The following is an 18,694-nucleotide window of genomic DNA, read 5'->3' as shown; positions in this document are numbered from 1 at the left end:
GTGGCAGGACGCCTACGGTAGTCCCGGCTGGTGCCTACGGCCGTTCCGGCGGTGTCCACGGTGGTTCCGGCAGGTGCCTGCGGGGCCCTGACGGACGGACGCCTGCGGCAGTCGCGCTCACGGCCGTCCCGGCAGCCGTCACTGCCGGGACACCCGTACCTGGTAGTTCCCCTTCAGGTCCGCCGCGGCCACGTCGATGCGGATCCCGGTCTTGGGGTCCTTGAAGGTCTGACCGGGGGTGAAGGGCGCGTCGGAGAGTTCGGCGTGGACGTTGGGGCTGCTGGTGCAGCCGCCGGAGTGGCGGTGCGCGTCGTAGACGGTGATGGGGCCCTGGCCGGTGTCGACGTCCGCGTCGACCTTGTAGATCAGGACGCCCGGCCGGCACACCGCCTCGTCGTTGCCCTCGTGTGTGCGCAGTTCGACGACGTAGACCGTGCCGCCGTCGAGGGGCACGAAGACCACCTTGGGGCCGCCCGGGCGCTCCAGCGGGGTCAGGGTGTATTCGGCCGTGCCCCGTTTCGCCGCGCAGCTCACCTGGTTCGCGTCCAGCCAGCCCAGTTTCCACTTGTGCCAGCCGAGCAGGTCGTTGTTGGCGCCCCAGTCCTCGCTCATGATGTCCCAGTGGCCGACCGCTCCGCCGCCCTCCTGTGTGTAGAGGTCGGGCAGGCCGAAGATGTGGCCGTTCTCGTGGGGGAGGACACGGAAGCCGGTGTGGTCGTAGGAGCCGGAGCCGTCGTCCTGGCGGGAGTAGACGAAGGAGGCGTTCGCTATGGGTATGCCGTCGGCGGACGGTGCCTCGGTGTTGCCGGCGAAGGTCACGGACAGGACCGTGTCCAGGGCGGAGGGGCCGGCGTTGGGGGTCATCAGCACGTTGAGCAGGTCGTAGTCCCGGAAGTTCACCTTCGGGTCGGCCGCCGCCACGAGGTCCTTGATGAGGTCGCGGTAGCCGGGGTCGAAGGGGGCGCCGCGTTCTATGCCGTACGCCTTGAAGGGCTTGGGCATGCGCAGCCACCCGGGTATCGGGGTCTCGGGACGGTAGTCGAGGCGTCCGTAGGAGGCGGTGCGGAACCACTCCTGGGTCTGCGGGAAGAACTCGTGGAAGCGGTCGAGCGCGCTGCCCTCGCCATGGGCGTCCGAGAAGTCGATCATCAGGGTCAGGGCGTGTACGACGCCGGTGGAGCGGGCGTAGCCGCGGGCCGTCGGCACGCCCTCCGTCATCTGTACGGTCGTGGGGCCGCTGATCATGCAGGGGGCGAGGGCGGGGGTGAGGGCCAGGGAGCCCGCCCCGGGGCCGGTCGCCCGGACATCCGCCGTGAGGTGGGCGATGCCCGCCGAGGTGCTGACCGCGAGAGTCAGCACGGTGACGGACGCGAGGGCGACGGAACGGCGCTTGCGTATCCGGCGGCGGGGCGGTGGCGGCTGCATGCATGGACCTTTCGCTCCAGGCAGCCACCGGTTCGCTCAAGGCAGCCACCGGTCTCCGGCTGCACCCTTTCGCTCACCCTGTGTCGCGGGGGCGGCGAGCGCGCGCTGGAGCGGTCCGGTCGTGGGACGGGCGGTCCGGTCGTGGGGCGCCTCCGGGACCGCGGGGAGTGGGCCGGCCGTGGGACGGGCCTTCGTCGCGGGGGGTGGGCCGGTCGTGGGACGGCCTTCGGGCACGGAGGGTGGGCCGGTCGTGGCATGGGCCGGTCCGGTCCGGTCGTGGGGTCGGGGTTCGGCTGTACGTGGGGTGGGTCGTCCGGGCGGGGGCATGGGCAGGGGCGGAGTCCCGATCAGAGTGTGGTGCAGGTCACAAGGAATCTCTTCGAGGGCGGGAAATAACCGGGGACCTCTTCCCCGTTTAGACCTGTGTCCGCGCGAAACGGGGAAGACGTCCCCGGATCGCCGAACCGACCGACCCGAGGAGTACGCCGTGCAGGCCGCGACGACCGCGAACCCCGTACCGCGCAAGGTGACCAGGCCCCGCGCCGACGCACTGCGCAACCGGGAGCGCATCGTCAGCGCCGCCCGCGAGATGTTCGTCGAGCACGGGCCCGAGGTGCCGCTCGACGAGATCGCTCGCCGGGCCGGCGTCGGCAACGCCACGTTGTACCGCAACTTCCCGGACCGCGACGCCCTCGTCCGCGAGGTCGTCTGCTGCGTCATGGACCGTACGGCGCTCGCAGCCGAGCAGGCGCTCGCGGAGACCGGCGACGCCTTCGAGGCCCTGTCGCGCTTCGTGCACGCCTCCGCCGACGAGCGGATCAGCGCGCTGTGCCCGATGGTCTCCAGCACCTTCGACAAGCACCACCCCGACCTGGAAGCCGCGCGCGAACGGGTCGAGCGCCTCATCGAGGAGGTCATGGACCGGGCCAGGACGGCCGGACAACTGCGCCCGGACGTGGGCGTCGGTGACCTGATGGTCGCCGTGGCCCAGCTCAGCCGGCCGCCGGCCGGTACCGCCTGTTTCAGCCTCGACCGCTTCGTACACCGTCATCTGCAGCTGTTCCTGGACGGGCTGCGGGCCCCGGCCCGATCCGTCCTGCCGGGTACGGCCACGACCCTGGAGGATCTCCGCCAGGCCTGAGATCGGGGCCGTACGGCCGATGAGTTCAGCGCCGTGGCCCGGTCATCACTCGCAACCGACCTTCTGCCAACGGCCCTCTGCCAACGACTTTCCGTCAACCGGCTTCCGTCAACCGACTTCCGTCAACGACTTTCCGATACCGAGCCTTCGGCCGTCCATGAGGGCGGGCCGTCACCTCACGTCACCCTTTTTCCGTCACGAAGTCCCGAAGTGGGTACTCCCATGTCTCAAACAGCCGCAAAGGCTCCCGGCGTCCTGGAGAAGTCCGGCGACGCCAACCGCTGGAAAGCGCTCGTCTTCATCGCGCTCGCCCAGCTGATGGTCGTCCTCGACGCGACCATCGTGAACATCGCACTGCCCTCCGCCCAGCGTGACCTGGGCATCTCCGACGGCAACCGGCAGTGGGTCGTCACCGCCTACGCCCTCGCCTTCGGCGGACTGCTGCTCTTCGGCGGCCGCATCGCCGACCTGTGGGGCCGCAAGCGTGCCTTCGTGATCGGTCTGACCGGCTTCGCCGCGGCCTCCGCGCTCGGCGGCGCGGCCACGAGCGGCGCGATGATGTTCGGCGCCCGTGCCCTGCAGGGCGTCTTCGGCGCCATGCTCGCGCCCGCGGCGCTCTCCCTGCTCGCCGTGATGTTCACGGACGCCAAGGAGCGCGCCAAGGCGTTCGGCATCTACGGCGCGATCGCCGGTGGCGGCGGCGCTGTCGGCTTCATCCTCGGCGGCCTGCTCACCGAGTACCTGGACTGGCGCTGGACGTTCTTCGTCAACATCCCGTTCGCCATCGTCGCCGCGCTCGGCGCGTACTTCGTCATCCGTGAGCCGGAGGGCGGCCGCAACCGCAACCCGCTCGACATCCCCGGCGTCGTGCTCTCCAGCGTCGGCCTGATCGCGCTCGTCTACGGCTTCACCCGCGCCGAGTCCGACGGCTGGGGCGACTCGACGACGATCGGCCTGTTCATCGCCTCTGTGGTGTTCCTGCTCGCCTTCGTCATCACCGAGGCCAGGGTCAAGGCCCCGCTGCTGCCCCTGCGCGTGATCACCGACCGCAACCGCGGCGGCATCTACCTCTCCCTCGGCATCGCCGTCATCGCGATGTTCGGCACGTTCCTGTTCCTGACCTACTACCTGCAGGTCATCAACGGCTACTCGCCGATCAAGACGGGCTTCGCCTTCCTGCCGATGATCGCGGGCATGATGGTCGGCTCCACCCAGATCGGCGCCCGGCTGATGACCCGGGTCCCGGCCCGGGCACTGATGGGCCCCGGCTTCCTGGTCGCCGCCGTCGGCATGCTGCTGATGACGCAGCTGGAGATCGGCTCGTCGTACGCCGCGACGATCCTGCCCGCGATGCTGCTGCTGGGTCTCGGCATGGGTACGGCGTTCATGCCGGCCATGTCCCTGGCCACCCTGGGTGTCGAGCCCCGGGACGCCGGTGTCGCCTCCGCCATGGTCAACACCTCGCAGCAGGTGGGCGGTGCGATCGGTACGGCCCTGCTGAACACGATTGCCGCGTCCGCGACGACGGCGTACATCAAGGACCACATCGCGGGCGCGACCTCCAAGTCGCAGGCGCAGCTGGTCCAGATGCAGGGCGCGGTGCACGGCTACACCAACGCGATCTGGATCGCGGTCGGCATGCTGGTGCTCGCCGCCGTGATCGTCGTGGCCCTGGTCAACGCCGGCCGCCCCGGCTCGACCGTCGTGGCCGGCTCCGAGGAGGGCGCCGAGGACGAGGTGGCCGTCCCGGTGATCGCCCACTGACGAACGGCCGTACCCCCTTCGGAACCACCGTTGCGCGAGGAGGAAGGGGACGCCTTCCGCGTACGGCACCAGGACCTGTCCTGGCCCGCTGAGTGAGCGGCTCAGCGGAGCCAGGGCAGGTCGGCACCCGCTTCGTTCGGCTGAAGTCCCTCGGCGACGATCTGCATGATCTCGCCGAGGGACTTCTGCTGTTCGGGGGTCAGCCGGTCGAACAGGGCCTGGCGTACGGCGTCCACATGGCCCGGCGCGGTCCTCCGCAGCACTTCCCGGCCCTCTTCGGTCAGCACGGCGAACTGGCCCCGCTTGTCGGAGGGGCAGTCCTCGCGGCGTACCCAGCCGTTCTTCTCCAGCCGGGCGACGGCGTGGGAGAGACGGGAGCGGGTGATCTTGGCATGCATGGCCAGCTCGGTCATCCGAAGGCGGCGGCGCGGGGACTCGGCGAGCTTGACGAGCAGGCCGTAGTAGATGTGCGGCATGCCCGCGTCGCGCTGCAGCTGCCGGTCGAGGTGGTCCTCGAGGAGGGTGGTGGCGTGCAGGTAGGCACGCCAGACGCGCTGTTCGTCGGCCGTGAGCCAGCGCGGAGCGGCGGGGCCGGGCTGCTCGGGGGCCGACGTGGGGGCGGAGCCGGAGGGAGGTGCCGTGTTCATGTATTTACTCTACGGGGTGTTCCTTGAACCTTGAACTATCTCGGCGTATGCTTCCCAGTAAAGCTTTAGAGTTCAAGCAATTCGAGCGATTTCGAGCGAGTTCAAGCAAGTTCGAGCAACTGCCGCAGGGAGCCACCGCCATGTCCGCCACCGCCCGGGAGCGCATGCCCGCCCTCTACCTCAGCCATGGCGCCCCGCCGCTCGCGGACGACGCCGTCTGGCCCGGCCAGCTCGCCGCCTGGTCCGCCGATCTGCCCCGCCCCAGGGCGATCCTCGTGGTCTCCGCCCACTGGGAGGAGGCCCCGCTGGCCCTCGGTGCCACCGAGACGGTCCCCCTGGTCTACGACTTCTGGGGCTTCCCCGAGCGCTACTACCAGGTGACGTACGCCGCTCCCGGCGCCCCCGAGCTCGCCGAGAGCGTGCGCAAACTGCTGCGCGCCCCCGGCACGCCCGTGCAGGACGTGCCGGACCGAGGCCTGGACCACGGCGCCTACGTCCCGCTCGTCGAGATGTTCCCCGCTGCCGACATCCCTGTCCTCCAGGTGTCCATGCCGACCCTCGATCCCGTGCGGCTCATGGACATCGGGCGCAGGCTCGCGCCGCTGCGCGACGAGGGCGTGCTGATCGTCGGCTCCGGCTTCTTCACCCACAACCTGGCCGCGCTGCGCCATGCCGGCAAGGGGGTGCCGAGCTGGTCCTCGGAGTTCGACGACTGGGGGCGGCGCGCCCTGGAGGCCCGCGACTGGGACGCCCTGCTGGACTTCCTCGACAAGGCCCCGGCGGGCCGCTACGCCCACCCGCGCACCGAGCACTTCGCCCCGCTGTTCGTGACCATGGGCGCGGCGGAGGCCGGGGGAGAGCTCGACGCGCAGAAGTCGGTGATCGACGGTTTCTGGATGGGAATGGCCAAGCGGTCGATTCAGTTCGGCTGATAGGCCCGCTCGCGGCTGGTCCACATGCCATGCCGCCCGATGATCCGGGGGTGGCTGAAACATGCGCGCCCGAGGCACGTACAACCATGGTGTGGAGAGTCTGGGAATCTCCTGAGAGTCCGGGTTTGCGGCAACCTTCCGCCGCTATGGGCCGTCCATCAGGGTGGAGGGCGGTCGAGGGTGACGCTCTCCGCGGCGAGCGGGGACGCGCGGGCACGCGGGCGCGCGAACGCGGGAACCGTGGCGTGGGCTGCGGCGATCGTGGCGCGGACTGCGACATCCGTGTGACCGGTGCCTCGTGCACGGGCGGACCGGTGGGCCCACCGGGGTCTGAGGGGATCTCCTGGATCCTGCCCTGACCTGGGGTTCCGTGGAGGCCGGCGAGGCGGTCGGCGCGCTGTGGCGCCGCAGGGTACTGCATGATCAGAAAAATTGGGGGGCGGGTTGGGAATTCTGTCCGGTTTCAAGTCGTTGTTCCCATCGGATGCCGGGCACCCGAGGAGAGTTCCGAAGGCAGTTCCGAGCGTCCGAAGGACCACCCGCTGACCCACCATCGCAAGGGAGCACGCATGGCAACCCGTGCCGTCGCCCGTCGTCAGTCCGCCACCGGCGAGACGGCCGACGCGGCAGGCAGTGTTCGCGCCCACGGCGGCGAGATCGCCGACCGCGACCTGGTCGGCATGTACCTCGACGAGATCGCGCGTACACCGCTGCTCGACGCCGCCAAGGAGGTCGAGCTGTCCCAGGTCATCGAGGCGGGTGTGTTCGCGCGGCAGATCCTCGACGGGTACGAGGAGTCCAAGGCGGATGCCACCCGTGAGGAGCTCGAGGCCCTGGTGGCCGAGGGAGAGCGGGCCAAGGACGTCTTCATCCGTTCCAACCTGCGTCTGGTCGTCGCGGTGGCCCGTCGCTATCCGCGCAGCGGCCTGCCGCTCCTGGACCTGATCCAGGAGGGGAACGCGGGTCTGGTGCGCGCGGTGGAGAAGTTCGACTACCGCAAGGGCTTCAAGTTCTCGACGTACGCCACCTGGTGGATACGCCAGGCGATCACGCGTTCGATCGCGGACCAGTCCCGTACCATCCGGCTCCCCGTCCACCTCGTGGAGGAACTGGGCCGCATCCGCCGCGTCCAGCGCGAGTTCAACCGCGAGCACGGCCGCGACCCGGAGCCCGCGGAGATCGCCGCGGAGCTGGGCGCGACGCCGGAGCGCGTCTCGGACGTGCTCGACTGGGCCCGTGACCCGGTCTCGCTGAACATGTCGGTGGACGACGAGGGCGAGACCCAGTTCGGTGACCTCCTGGAGGACACCTCCGCGGTGTCGCCCGAGCAGTCGGTGATGACCCTGCTGCGCAGCGAGGAGCTCGACGACCTGATCGGCCGCCTCGACCAGCGCACGGCGTCCATCATCAAGATGCGGTACGGCATCGAGGACGGCCGTGAGCGCACGCTGACCGAGGTCGGCAAGGAGCACGGCCTGACCCGCGAGCGCATCCGCCAGATCGAGAAGCACGCGCTGCTGGAGCTGAAGAAGCTGGCCCGCGACACGGGCTTCGACGCCGCGGCGTGACTGCGGCGCGGCGTGGCGACGGCCCGGCATGACGACGGGCCGTCGTGATCGGCGGGCCGTCGTGATCGGCGGGCCGGCATGACGATGGGTCGGCGTGACGGCGGCCCGGCATGGTGGCGCGGCGGCATGTTCGGCGGGCGCCGCGAGCGGCGTGCGGCAGGTGAAGTGGCGGACGGCTGTGATGCGAGAGTGGGCGTGCGACGGGGCGTTCGTCGTCGGCGGGCGTGACCGCGTACGCCCGGTGGCGAAAGACAGCGCAAACATGGCTGTGTACCGTCGCTTCAACGGGATGCGCCCCGGGAAATACCTTCCCGAGCACAGCAGTTCGGTCGCGACGGGGCCTCCCGGTCGGCGGCACCCGCGACTGAACGTCATGCCCGTCCGAACGTCCTGAACGGTTTGAACGCGGTTTGAACGTCCGGCATGCTCAGCACGTTCAGACGCATGAGCCCTGACACATGAGCCACGTCCCGACGCACTCCCCCCCGGCGCCGGGACCTTCCCCGAGCCGGGCTCCGGCGCCCTCCCCCCCCCGGGCGCCGGAGCCCGGCTCTACTTCTGTCCGCCCCCTGCCCGGGGGGTCGAGTGGCCGAGGGGCCGAGGCGACTCTCGGGACGGCGCGTGCGGGCGCGCCGGAGAGGCGGGGCACCCCGGACCTGAACCCCGGGGTGGCCCGCCCAGATGGCGGATTCTGCCATACGGGCATAGCCTGCCGAGGTGATCAGCTCCACCCCCGCTCCCGGCAAGCCCTCCTCCCTGACCGAGCGCCGCAAGGCCGCCACGCGCATGGAGATCGCCCGAGCGGCGGCCCGCCTCTTCGTGACCCAGGGTCTGCGCGCCACCCGCGCCGAGGACATCGCCAGGGCCGCCGGCATCGCCCCGCGCACCTTCTACCGCTACTTCGCCACGAAGGAGGAGGCCGTGGCCCCCCTCTACGCGGCGGGCGCCCAGCGGTGGACGGACGCGGTGCGAGCCGCCCCGGCCGAACTCCCCGTGCCCGAGGCCCTGGCACACGCGGTGCGCCACACCCTGACTCCCGGTACCGGTGTCTCGACCACCTCCTGGCAGTGGGTCCGTACCCTTATCCGCCTGGCCGGGACCAGCCCGGCGGTGCGCAAGGTGTGGGCCGACGTCTGCCGTGACGCGGAACGGGCACTGGCGGAGGCGCTGGCGACCCGGACGGGCGCCCGCGACAACGTTGCCGAGGCGTCCGCCCATGACAGGGCCGGTGACACGGCGGGATCCATCACTCCGGGGCTCCGTTTCTCCGCCGCCGTGGCGAGTGCCGCCGTACGGGTCGCCGTGGAGGCCTGGGCCACCGGAGACGCGGCCGCGGACGGCCCGGAGGGCCCGGCCGCGCTGGCCCTGCGCAACCTCGCGGCCCTGCGGGACTTCGTCTGGGAGACCGGCCCCGGCCCCGGCCCCCCGGCCCCGGCCTAGGACCTGGAGCCTGTCCCGGACCGGACGCCTGACCTGCTGACACGCCCGCCGGGCATCGCCACGGCCGCCGCGGCACCCGCCGGGCACCTGCGCGCTCGCCACGGCACCCGTCAGCCATCGTCACGCCCGACACGGCACCCGCCGGGCACCTGCATGCCAGGGCACCCGCCGGCCACCTGCATGCCCGCCACGGCACGCGCCAGCCATCGTCACGGCCGCTCGCTACCGGTGACCCCGCGCGGGCATCGTCACGCCCGCCGCGGATCACCGTCCGCGGCGCGCGTCAGACGGGCCCCCAACGCCCGTACGCACTCCACCAGTTCCGCCGGTTCCTGCACCGTGAACGGGTGGCCGAGCATGGCCAGCCGGACCGCCAGCCACTCGACCGAGTCCCCGGCCGTGGCCCGCAGCCGGCATCCGCCGTCCGCCAGTGGTTCGGGGGTGCCGAGCCAGGCGGGCAGCCGCTCCCCGACGACCTCGGCGGACGCCTCGAAGACCACCGAGAAGGTGTATGTCTCCTGTCGCCGCTGCATGGACCGCCGCAGATACTCGGCCGCGTTCCCGGTCGGCAGCTCGCGCGGCTCGAACCGCGCGCCGGTCGCGAACGGCTCGCTCACCCGGTCGACGCGGAACGTCCGCCAGTCCGCCCGGTCCACGTCGTATGCCACGAGGTACCAGCGCCGTCCGGTCGACACCAGCCGGTACGGCTCGGTCAGCCGGCGCGTCGCGGTGCCGTCGCCGGCCCGGTAGGCGAACCGCAGCCGCTCCCGGCCCGCGATCGCCGACGCCATGACGGTCAGCGTCTCCGGCGCGACGCTCGCACCGTCACCGCTGGTCAGCGGGGTCGTCGCGGCCTGAAGGGTGGAGACGCGGTGACGCAGTCGGGCCGGCAGCACCTGCTCCAGCTTCGCCAGCGCCCGCACCGAGGCCTCGTCCACGCCCTCGATCGCGTGCCCGGCCCCCGCCCGCAGCCCGACCGCGATCGCCACCGCCTCCTCGTCGTCGAGCACCAGGGGCGGCATCGCCTTGCCCGCGACCAGCCGGTACCCGCCGTCCGAGCCCCTGGTCGCCTGCACCGGATAGCCCAGCTCACGCAGCCGGTCGACGTCCCGGCGCACCGTGCGCCGGGAGACCCCGAGCCGCTCGGCGAGCTCGCCGCCGGGCCACTCGCGGGGCGTCTGCAGCAGCGAGAGGAGCTGGAACAGCCGGGCCGGTGTGTCCGTCGTCATGGATACGAGGATGCCGCATATCTAGGACATGATCTGACCTAGAGGGGTTCTAGCTTGTGGCCCATGGCCTCCACCGGAACCACAACCTCCCCCGACAGCGCAGCGCAGACCGCCGACCGCCGTCGCTGGTTCGCGCTGGCGATCGTGATGACCGCGGCCTTCATGGACCTCGTGGACGTCACGATCGTCAACATCGCGATCCCCTCGATACAGCGGGACGCGGGCGCGTCCTTCAGTCAGATCCAGTGGATCACCGCCGGTTACGCGCTCGCCTTCGCGGCCGGCCTGATCACCGGCGGCCGGCTCGGCGACATCCACGGCCGCAAGCGGCTGTTCCTCGTCGGCATCGGCGGCTTCACCCTCGCCTCCGCCCTGTGCGGCTTCGCCGCGAACCCCGAGATGCTGGTCGCCTCCCGGATCCTCCAGGGCGGCATGGCGGCGATGATGGTCCCGCAGGTGCTGTCGATCGTGCACGCCACCTTCCCGGCGCACGAGCGCGGCAAGGTCTTCGGCCTGTTCGGCGCGATCGTCGGCCTGGGCGCGGTCTCCGGCCCGCTGCTCGGCGCGCTGCTCACCGAGTGGAACCTGTTCGGCCTCGAATGGCGGCCGATCTTCCTGATCAACCTGCCTGTCGGCGTGGTGGCGTTCCTCCTCGGCAGCCGCTTCATCACCGAGTCGAAGGCGCCGCGCGCGCTGAAGCTGGACCTGGTCGGGGTCGCCCTCGTGACGCTCGGGCTGCTGATGCTGCTCTACCCGCTGACCCGGGGCCGCGAGCTGGGCTGGCCGCTGTGGGGGTATGTGTCGATGGCGGGCGCCCTGGTCGTCTTCGCGGCGCTGGTGGCGTACGAGCGCCGGAAGGCGGCGCGGGACGGCTCCCCGCTGGTCGAGCTGTCGCTGTTCCGGGTGAAGAGCTTCGCGGCGGGCATCGCGGTGCAGACGGTCTTCGGTGTCGCGCTGGGCGTGTTCTTCCTGGTCTGGACGCTGTACATGCAGGTCGGTCTGGGCTGGAGTCCGCTGCGGGCGGGCCTGACCGGGGTGCCGTTCTCGATCGCGGTGTCCGTGGCGGCCGGGATGTCGGTGCAGAAGCTGGTCCCGCGCTTCGGCCGCAAGGTGCTCCAGGCGGGCGCGCTGCTGATGGCGGCCGGCGTGCTGCTCTACGTCTGGGAGTCCGGGCGGTACGGCCAGCACGTCGCTCCCTGGCAGATGGCGCTTCCCCTGGTGGTGATGGGCGTCGGCATGGGCCTGATCGTCGCCCCGCTGACGGACGCGGTGCTGTCGGAGGTGCCGCGCGAGCACGCCGGTTCGGCCTCCGATCTGATCAACACCGTGCAGCAGATGGGCAACGCGCTGGGGCTCGGCCTGGTGTCGGTGGTGTTCTTCGGGGAGATCGGGGACCGGCTGACCCCGGCCCAGGTCGGCCCGGCCTTCGTCGGCGCCTTCCGGCACGCGCTGCTCTGGGTGGCCGCGGTGCTGGTCGTCATCTTCGCCCTGATGGCCGCCCTGCCCAAGCGCCCGGCCCAGCATGTCGAGGGCGCCGGTGAGCAGCCCGCCGACCGGACCCGGGAGTCGAAGTCGGAGCCGGAGCTCGTCGGCTGAGCACCTCCGGTGGAGAGGGCCCGGTACCGATCGCGGTACCGGGCTCTTTGCCGTACGCGGTCGTCGGTCGTACGCAGCTGCCCCATGTCGTACGAGGTCGTCGGTCGTACGGGGCTGTTCCCATGTCGTCCCCGGTCGTCGGGCGTACGTGGCTGCTCCCGCGCCGTACCCGGGCGCCGGTCGTACGCGGCTGCCCCGTGCCGTATACGGGCCGTGGCACCGGATGTCCGACCGGACGCCCACTCGAAGTCCGATCGCGCCTGTTCCTGGCCCGAACCTGTTTACTTTCCGGAAATCCGGGCGTAGCCTCAGGGCGAAACCACAGGTTCGGGCATCGGTCGGAGGTAAACGGACATGTACGCACCCGAGCGACAGCAGGAGATCCTCCGCCTCGCCCGTGACGGCGGCCGGGTCGACGTCGTGTCGCTCGCCGAGGAGTTCCAGGTGACGGCGGAGACGATCCGCCGCGATCTGAAGGCCCTCGACCGGGCCGGCCTGCTGCGCCGGGTGCACGGCGGTGCGATTCCGGTCGGCCGCCTCGACTTCGAGCCGGATCTGACCGAGCGCGAGTCCACGGCGGCCGACGAGAAGGACCGCATCGTCAAGGCGGCCCTGGCCGAACTGCCCACCGAGGGCACGCTGATCCTCGACGCCGGCACCACGGTGGCCCGCCTGGCCGCCGCCCTGCCCCTGGAGGCCGAGCTCACCGTCGTCACGCACTCCCTGCCCATCGCGGCCCGCCTCGCCGACCACCCCGGCCTCCAGCTCCACCTGGTCGGCGGCCGCGTACGGCACCGTACGCGGGCCGCCGTGGACGCCTGGGCGCTGCGGGCCTACGGCGAGATCCGCGCCGACGTGCTGTTCGTGGCCGCCAACGGCTACTCCGCCGAACACGGTCTGACCACCCCCGACCTCGCCGAGGCCGCGGTGAAGCGCGCGGCGATCGCCGCCGCCCGCCGCGTGGTGCTGCTCGCCGACTCCACCAAGCACGGCCAGGAGCACTTCGCCCGCTTCGGTGACCTGAGCGATGTGGACCTGCTGATCACCGACAGCGGGTTGAGCCCCGAGGATGCCGCCGTCATCGAGCGTGGCGGCACGGAAGTAGTACGCGCATGATCGTCACCGTCACCCCCAACCCGTCCCTGGACCGCACCTACGAGGTGCCCTCCCTCGACCGAGGCGAGGTCGTCCGGGCCACCGGCGAGCGTGTGGACCCGGGAGGCAAGGGCGTGAACGTCTCGCGGGCCGTAACGGCCGCCGGACAGCGCACGGTCGCCGTACTGCCCCTGGGCGGTGCGCCGGGCGCCCTCGTCGCCGAACTGCTCGACGCGCAGGGCATCGAGGTCGCTCCGGTCCCGGTCGCCGGGGCCACCCGCTCCAACATCGCGCTCGCCGAGTCCGACGGAGTCCTGACGAAGATCAACGCACCCGGCCCGCAGCTGTCGGCCGAGGAGCAGGAGCTGCTGCTGGAGACCGTGCGGCGGCAGTCGCGCGGCGCCGACTGGATCGCCTGCTGCGGCAGTCTGCCGCGCGGGCTCGCGCCGTCCTGGTACGCCGACCTGGTCGCGCGGGCGCACGCCGTCGGGGTACGCATCGCCCTGGACACCTCCGGCCCCGCCCTGCTGCAGGCGCTGCGTGAGGGCCCGGACGTGGTCAAGCCGAACGCCGAGGAACTCGCCGAGGCCGTCGGACGCCCCCTGGCGACGGTGGGCGACGCGCTGAAGGCGGCCGAGGAGCTGCGCGGGCTGGGCGCGCGCGCCGTGCTGGCCAGCCTGGGTGCCGACGGGCAGCTGCTCGTGGACGGCTCGGGCGCCTGGTACGGCAGCGCGCTGGTCGACGCCGTCCGCAGCAACGTCGGCGCCGGCGACTCCTCGCTCGCCGGCTTCCTGATCGCGGGCGGCACCGGTTCTCAGGCCCTGGCCTCCGCCGTCGCCCACGGCGCCGCCGCCGTACGGCTGCCCGGCAGCGTGATGCCGACCCCCGCCGACCTGGACCCGGCGGCGGTCACGGTCACGGCCGAGGTGCCGGTGGACCGTGCTCTGACGGAGCCGGTGTCATGACCGCCCCCGCCCCGGGCCCCTGCCGCGCCTCGGCCCCCGTGCCCCTTCCCGTCCGCGCCCTCACCCGTACCCCCCTCTCCCACCCCCTGCTCCCACTCCTGTCTCCACCCCGTCCCCACCCCGCCCACCGGGCGATACGCGTGCTAAGGAGCCCGCGATGAGCGAGATGATCACCGCGGATCTGGTCGACCTCGACCTGTCCGCCGACACGAAGGAAGCCGCGGCGCGCGCCCTCGCCGAGCGGATGGTGGCCCGTGGCCGGGTGACCGATCTGGAGGGCTTCCTCGCCGACGTGGCCGCCCGTGAGGCGCAGATGCCGACCGGCCTCGACGGCGGCATCGGCATCCCGCACTGCCGCAGCACCCATGTCACCGAGCCGACGCTCGCCTTCGGGCGCAGCGCCGCCGGGATCGACTTCGGCGCGCCGGACGGGCCCGCCGACCTGATCTTCCTGATCGCCGCTCCGGCCGGTGCCGACGACGCCCATCTGACGATCCTGTCCTCGCTGGCCCGGCAGCTGATGAACGCTCAGTTCACCGGCGCGCTGCGGTCGGCGGGCGACGCGGCGACCGCGGCGGCGCTCATCCGCGGGGACGAGACTCCGGCCGAGGCGGCCGCCCGGAGCGAGAGCGCACAGGTGTCCGGGGACACGTCCGGCACCTCCGAAGACACCGCCGCGGCGTCAGGGGCGGCCTCTCCCGGCGCCGCGGCGGGCACCACCACACCGGCGGCACCCACGGCACCGGATGCCGCCGCGCCAGCCGGCGCGGAGCGGCCGTTCCGGATCGTCGCCGTCACCTCCTGCCCCACCGGCATCGCGCACACCTACATGGCCGCCGAGTCGCTGGAGAACGCCGGCCGTGAGGCGGGTGTCGAGGTGGTCGTCGAGACCCAGGGCTCGGCCGGTTTCACCCGGCTCGACCCGGCCGTGATCGCGGCGGCGGACGGTGTGATCTTCGCCCATGACGTCCCCGTACGGGACAAGGACCGCTTCGCCGGGAAGCCGACCGTCGACGTCGGCGTCAAGGCGGGCATCAACCGGCCCGGCGAACTGATCGGCGAGGTCCGCCGGAAGGCCGCGCGCGGCGAGGTGACCTCGGCGGCGGCGCCGGGTGGCACGCCGGTCGAGCGGGCCGGTGAGTCGGGCGAGGGCTACGGCACGAAGCTGCGCAAGTGGCTCATGTCGGGCGTCAGTTACATGGTGCCCTTCGTCGCGGCGGGCGGTCTGCTGATCGCCCTGGGCTTCGCGATCGGCGGCTACAAGATCAACAAGGCGCCGTCGGTCATGGACCACTTCGTGTGGACCCAGGGTGACAGCTGGGCCGCGCTGCTCTTCCAGATCGGCGTCGTGTCCTTCGGCTTCCTGGTCCCGGTCCTGGCGGGCTACATCGCCTACGGCATGGCCGATCGGCCCGGTCTCGTCCCCGGTTTCGTCGGCGGCTCGATCGCCCTCACCGTCAACGCCGGCTTCCTCGGCGGCCTGGTGGCGGGTCTGCTCGCCGGTGGCGTGGTGATGGCGATCCAACGGGTCGGCATCCCCCCGGCGTTGCGCGGCATCATGCCCGTGGTGGTGATCCCGCTGATCTCCTCGGCGATCGTCGGTTTCCTGATGTTCGTCGTGGTCGGCAAGCCCATCGCCTCCGCCCAGAAGGGCATGACCGACTGGCTGAACGGTCTCACCGGCACCAACGCCGTCCTGCTCGGCGCGCTGCTCGGCCTGATGATGTGCTTCGACCTCGGCGGACCGGTCAACAAGGTCGCGTACACCTTCGCCACCGCCGGTATCGCGGTCTCCAACCCGAGCGACTCCGCGATGAAGATCATGGCCGCGGTGATGGCGGCCGGCATGGTGCCGCCGCTGGGGATGGCCCTGGCCACCACCGTGCGCGGCCGGCTCTTTACCCGGGCCGAGCGGGAGAACGGCAAGGCCGCCTGGGTTCTGGGCGCCTCCTTCATCTCCGAGGGCGCGATCCCGTTCGCGGCGGCCGACCCGCTGCGGGTCATCCCCGCTTCCATGGTCGGCGGCGCGCTCACCGGCGCCCTGTCGATGGCCTTCGGCGCGACGCTGCGCGCCCCGCACGGCGGCATCTTCGTGGTCCCGCTGATCGGCAACCCGTTCCTGTACCTGATCGCCATCGCGGCGGGCATGTGCGTGACGACCGCGCTGGTGGTCGCCCTCAAGACCCTGCGCAAGCCCGCGCCGGGCGCGGCGGCCGGGGCGGGCGGCGAGGACGCGGGCGAGGGCGCGCAGGCCGCGTCGGCGGGGCGCGAGCAGCCGGTGGCGGCCTGACGGCGGCCACGCTCACCGCCCCTTTGGGGTGCTGTGAGTAGTTCAGGTCACTTGCGAGATGCGTCACGGTCCGGGGCCAACGTCCCGGACCGTGGTGTTCACTTGGAGACATGCCTGAGCACGTCTCGATCCTGGTCTGGTTCGGTGTGGTCCTCCCCGCCGTGCTGGTCACCGTCTGCGCCATCGGCCTTGCCGGCTACCGCTTCGGCCTGCAGTTCGAGATCCGTCGACGGCATCGTGTCCCGGGCCTGCCGGCCCTCCCGTCCCAGCGCGGCTCGGGTCCCCACCGGGAGTACGTCGAGCTGACCCCGGCCGAACGGGCCGCCTTCGCCGGCCTGATGCGGCAACTCGACGACGGCCGCTGACGGCGCCCGGGCCCGCCCGCGGCACCTGCGCCGCCCGGCCCGCCCCGCCGCCTCGCCTACGGCACCTGCGCCGCCCGGCGCTCCATCGCGTCCCGGGCGGCGTCTTCCGTCACGTACACCTCGCACATGTGGCGGCCGTCCGGGGTCGCCGTGTGCTCGACCTCCCACAGGGAGATCTCCACGCCGTCGCTCAGCAGGAACGCGTGCTCGTAGAGGGAGAAGCACAGTCCGGCGCGGCGCGTGCGGCAGGGGCGGCCGAACGCCTGCGTGATCTGGTGCCCGGACGCCGTGGCCAGCCGGGCGGCGACGTCCGGGCCCGGCCGGTCCGTGTTCTCCGCGCGCCGCAGCAGACGGCGCGCGTGGTCGGCCGAGTCCTCCGGGGTGTACGCGTGCCGGGACTCGGGCAGCGGCGACAGCTGCACCAGCACCGGCAGGTCCAGCTCCGGGTTGTCCGGCGGAAACGGCAGCCGGGCGGTGGCCGTGCGCAGCTCCTCCTCGTCGACGTACAGCTCGTGCTGCGGCTCGCTGCCGGGCGCGGTGTTGTGCACCAGCTCCCAGAGGGTGAGCGCCGAGGCGTCGGCCAGCAGCCAGGTGTGCCGGTACGTCTCGCGGTGCAGTCCCGCGCTGTGGTGCGCGGAGTACAGCGAGCTGTCGTACGCCAGCGCGCAGTCCAGGTGCCGTATCGTCTCGTCGGGCAGCTCGAAGGAGTTCAGCGCACGGCCGAGGAGCCGCGCGAGATGCTCCTCCAAGGACTCCGGCGACTCGCGTGGTTCGTACGCTGTCGTCTCGTACGGAACGCTCAAGGTTTCTCCCGGCGTCGCTGCATGTCACCTTGTGGGTGCATACCGTAGCCCCTCGGTCGGACATCATGTCCGGGAACCGAGAAAACGTACGGTGGAAAAACGGGCGGGCCGCGCGAGAAGTTCCCGCGCGGTCCGCCGTACCGTCAGAATCCGCTGCTCACAGGCCCGTTGGCGTGGCCGGGGTGTCGTGGGCCGGACCGGTCAGAGGGCGCTGCCGGCGGTCCACTCGCTCCAGGACATGTTCCAGCCGTTGAGGCCGTTGTCCGGGGCGACGGTCTTGTCGGGGGAGTTCTTCACGATCACGACGTCACCGATGAGCGAGTGGTCGTAGAACCACTTGGCGTTGGTGTCGCCCTGTCCGCCCTGCACGTCCGCCATCCCGACGCAGCCGTGGCTGGTGCCCTCCCGGCCGAAGGGCGGACTGCCGTGGTTGTACCAGTAGTTGCCGTGGATGAAGGTGCCGCTGTCCGTCAGGCGCATGGCGTGCGGCACGTCCGGGATGTTGTACTCGCCGCCCAGGTTGACCGTCCGGCTGTCCATGCGCGTCTGGAGGAACTTCTCCGAGATCACCATCTTGCCGTTGTACGTGGTGTGCTCCGGGCTGCCGGTGGACACCGGGATCGTCTTGACGGTCCGCCCGTCCTGGACCACCGTCATGGTCTGCGTGTTCACGTCCACCGTGGAGATCTGCGAGCGGCCGACGGTGAAGGTCACGGTCTTCTTCTGTACACCGTAGACGCCGTTCGCGCCCTGCACGCCGTCCAGGTCGATCTTCATCGTGACCTTGGAACCGGCCTTCCAGTAGTCCTCGGGGCGGAAGTCGAGCCGCTGCGAGCCGAACCAGTGGCCGACCACCCGCTGGCCGGTGCTGGAGGTGACCGTGATGTGCGACTGGACGGTCTTCCTGTCGGTGATCGGCTTGTCGAAGACGAACTTCACGGGCATGCCGGCGCCGACCGTCGTGCCGTTGTCCGGCGTGTAGGTGCCGATGAAGCTGTTGGCCGTGGTGACGGTGGTGAAGATGGAGTTGGCGGCGGCCGTACGGCCGTCCGCGTCCTTCGCGGTCGCCGAGATCTGGTACTTCGTCCCGCGCTCCAGCTGCTCCTTCGGCTTCCAGCCGGCACCGTCCGCGGAGATCGCACCGGGAACGGTCTGCCCCGACCCCGCCACGGTCATCCTCACCTCGGTCAGCCTGCCGCCGCTGACCTTCACCCCGGTGGTGTTGATCGACGCACCGGTCGAGCCGTCCTGCGCCGAGATGGCGATCTTCGCGGTGGACGTCTTCGGCTCGTCCTTGCCGCCGCCGCGGCCGTCGTCGCTGGCCTTGGCGTCGCCGCCGCATCCGGTGAGGGTGAGGGTGCCGACCACCAGGGCGGCACAGGCCCCCAGTACGCGCCGCGCTGTCATGTCCGGCCTTGTCACGGGCTTCTCCAG

Annotated in this window: 15 protein-coding genes; 10 read left to right on the top strand and 5 right to left on the bottom strand. The window is 71.6% G+C overall.

Annotated elements, in window-relative coordinates; translation table 11 throughout:
- Positions 1–138: 138 nt before the first annotated feature.
- Positions 139–1,425 (bottom strand): M6 family metalloprotease domain-containing protein, encoded by a 1,287-nt coding sequence (locus R2S09_RS18030; RefSeq protein WP_316742024.1) that lies wholly within the window; start codon positions 1,423–1,425, stop codon positions 139–141.
- 487 nt (positions 1,426–1,912) lie between these two features.
- Between R2S09_RS18030 and R2S09_RS18025 the strand changes: the two genes are divergently transcribed.
- Positions 1,913–2,566 carry a TetR/AcrR family transcriptional regulator gene (locus R2S09_RS18025; protein ID WP_306185751.1) on the top strand — a complete coding sequence of 218 codons (654 nt, stop codon included), beginning with the start codon at positions 1,913–1,915 and terminating at the stop codon, positions 2,564–2,566.
- Between the two features lie 222 nt (positions 2,567–2,788).
- Positions 2,789–4,330, top strand: coding sequence for an MFS transporter (locus tag R2S09_RS18020; RefSeq protein ID WP_306185753.1), 1,542 nt, complete (start codon positions 2,789–2,791; stop codon positions 4,328–4,330).
- Between the two features lie 101 nt (positions 4,331–4,431).
- Here the strand turns inward: R2S09_RS18020 and R2S09_RS18015 are convergent, their stop codons facing one another.
- Entirely contained in the window at positions 4,432–4,977 is a 546-nt protein-coding gene (locus R2S09_RS18015; protein ID WP_316742022.1) for a MarR family transcriptional regulator, read from the bottom strand.
- 140 nt (positions 4,978–5,117) lie between these two features.
- Here R2S09_RS18015 and R2S09_RS18010 point away from each other — a divergent pair, with 140 nt between their 5' ends.
- The 3 genes from R2S09_RS18010 (at position 5,118) to R2S09_RS18000 (ending at position 8,917) form a co-directional block, all read left to right on the top strand.
- The gene (locus tag R2S09_RS18010; RefSeq protein ID WP_306185757.1) at positions 5,118–5,909 is read left to right on the top strand and encodes a dioxygenase; all 792 of its coding nucleotides are present in this window, start codon (positions 5,118–5,120) and stop codon (positions 5,907–5,909) included.
- Between the two features lie 569 nt (positions 5,910–6,478).
- On the top strand, positions 6,479–7,477 hold the full coding sequence (locus R2S09_RS18005) for an RNA polymerase sigma factor RpoD/SigA (protein WP_306185758.1): 999 nt from the start codon (positions 6,479–6,481) through the stop codon (positions 7,475–7,477).
- A gap of 786 nt (positions 7,478–8,263) precedes the next feature.
- Complete coding sequence (locus R2S09_RS18000; protein WP_399144097.1) at positions 8,264–8,917, top strand: TetR/AcrR family transcriptional regulator; 654 nt, start codon at positions 8,264–8,266, stop codon at positions 8,915–8,917.
- A 248-nt stretch (positions 8,918–9,165) separates the two neighbouring features.
- Here the strand turns inward: R2S09_RS18000 and R2S09_RS17995 are convergent, their stop codons facing one another.
- Positions 9,166–10,146: a YafY family protein gene (locus tag R2S09_RS17995; RefSeq protein ID WP_306185761.1), complete on the bottom strand. Its 981-nt coding sequence runs from the start codon at positions 10,144–10,146 to the stop codon at positions 9,166–9,168.
- Positions 10,147–10,209: 63 nt separating this feature from the next.
- On the opposite strand from R2S09_RS17995, the gene R2S09_RS17990 reads away from it, so the two are divergent.
- From R2S09_RS17990 to R2S09_RS17970, 5 genes are all read left to right on the top strand, one after another.
- Positions 10,210–11,742 (top strand): MFS transporter, encoded by a 1,533-nt coding sequence (locus R2S09_RS17990; protein ID WP_316742019.1) that lies wholly within the window; start codon positions 10,210–10,212, stop codon positions 11,740–11,742.
- 354 nt (positions 11,743–12,096) lie between these two features.
- On the top strand, positions 12,097–12,858 hold the full coding sequence (locus R2S09_RS17985; RefSeq protein WP_189899754.1) for a DeoR/GlpR family DNA-binding transcription regulator: 762 nt from the start codon (positions 12,097–12,099) through the stop codon (positions 12,856–12,858).
- On the top strand, positions 12,855–13,802 hold the full coding sequence (gene pfkB / locus R2S09_RS17980; RefSeq protein WP_306185767.1) for a 1-phosphofructokinase: 948 nt from the start codon (positions 12,855–12,857) through the stop codon (positions 13,800–13,802). Before R2S09_RS17985 ends, pfkB begins: the two co-directional genes overlap by 4 nt.
- Positions 13,803–13,959: 157 nt before the next feature.
- A complete protein-coding gene (locus tag R2S09_RS17975; protein WP_306185769.1) occupies positions 13,960–16,092 on the top strand; it encodes a fructose-specific PTS transporter subunit EIIC in 2,133 nt (710 codons plus the stop codon).
- Positions 16,093–16,202: 110 nt separating this feature from the next.
- A complete protein-coding gene (locus R2S09_RS17970) occupies positions 16,203–16,457 on the top strand; it encodes a hypothetical protein (RefSeq protein ID WP_306185770.1) in 255 nt (84 codons plus the stop codon).
- A 56-nt stretch (positions 16,458–16,513) separates the two neighbouring features.
- Here the strand turns inward: R2S09_RS17970 and R2S09_RS17965 are convergent, their stop codons facing one another.
- Complete coding sequence (locus R2S09_RS17965; RefSeq protein WP_306185772.1) at positions 16,514–17,260, bottom strand: DUF6227 family protein; 747 nt, start codon at positions 17,258–17,260, stop codon at positions 16,514–16,516.
- Between the two features lie 201 nt (positions 17,261–17,461).
- A complete protein-coding gene (locus R2S09_RS17960) occupies positions 17,462–18,667 on the bottom strand; it encodes an Ig-like domain-containing protein (protein WP_306185775.1) in 1,206 nt (401 codons plus the stop codon).
- Positions 18,668–18,694: the final 27 nt, after the last annotated feature.

Origin of the sequence: Streptomyces sp. MK7 (assembly GCF_032658145.1) — a bacterium.
In the GTDB taxonomy this organism is placed as follows: domain Bacteria; phylum Actinomycetota; class Actinomycetes; order Streptomycetales; family Streptomycetaceae; genus Streptomyces; species Streptomyces spiralis.
The sequence above is the reverse complement of the archived record's forward strand: the minus strand, read 5'-3'. Positions and strand labels throughout refer to the sequence as shown.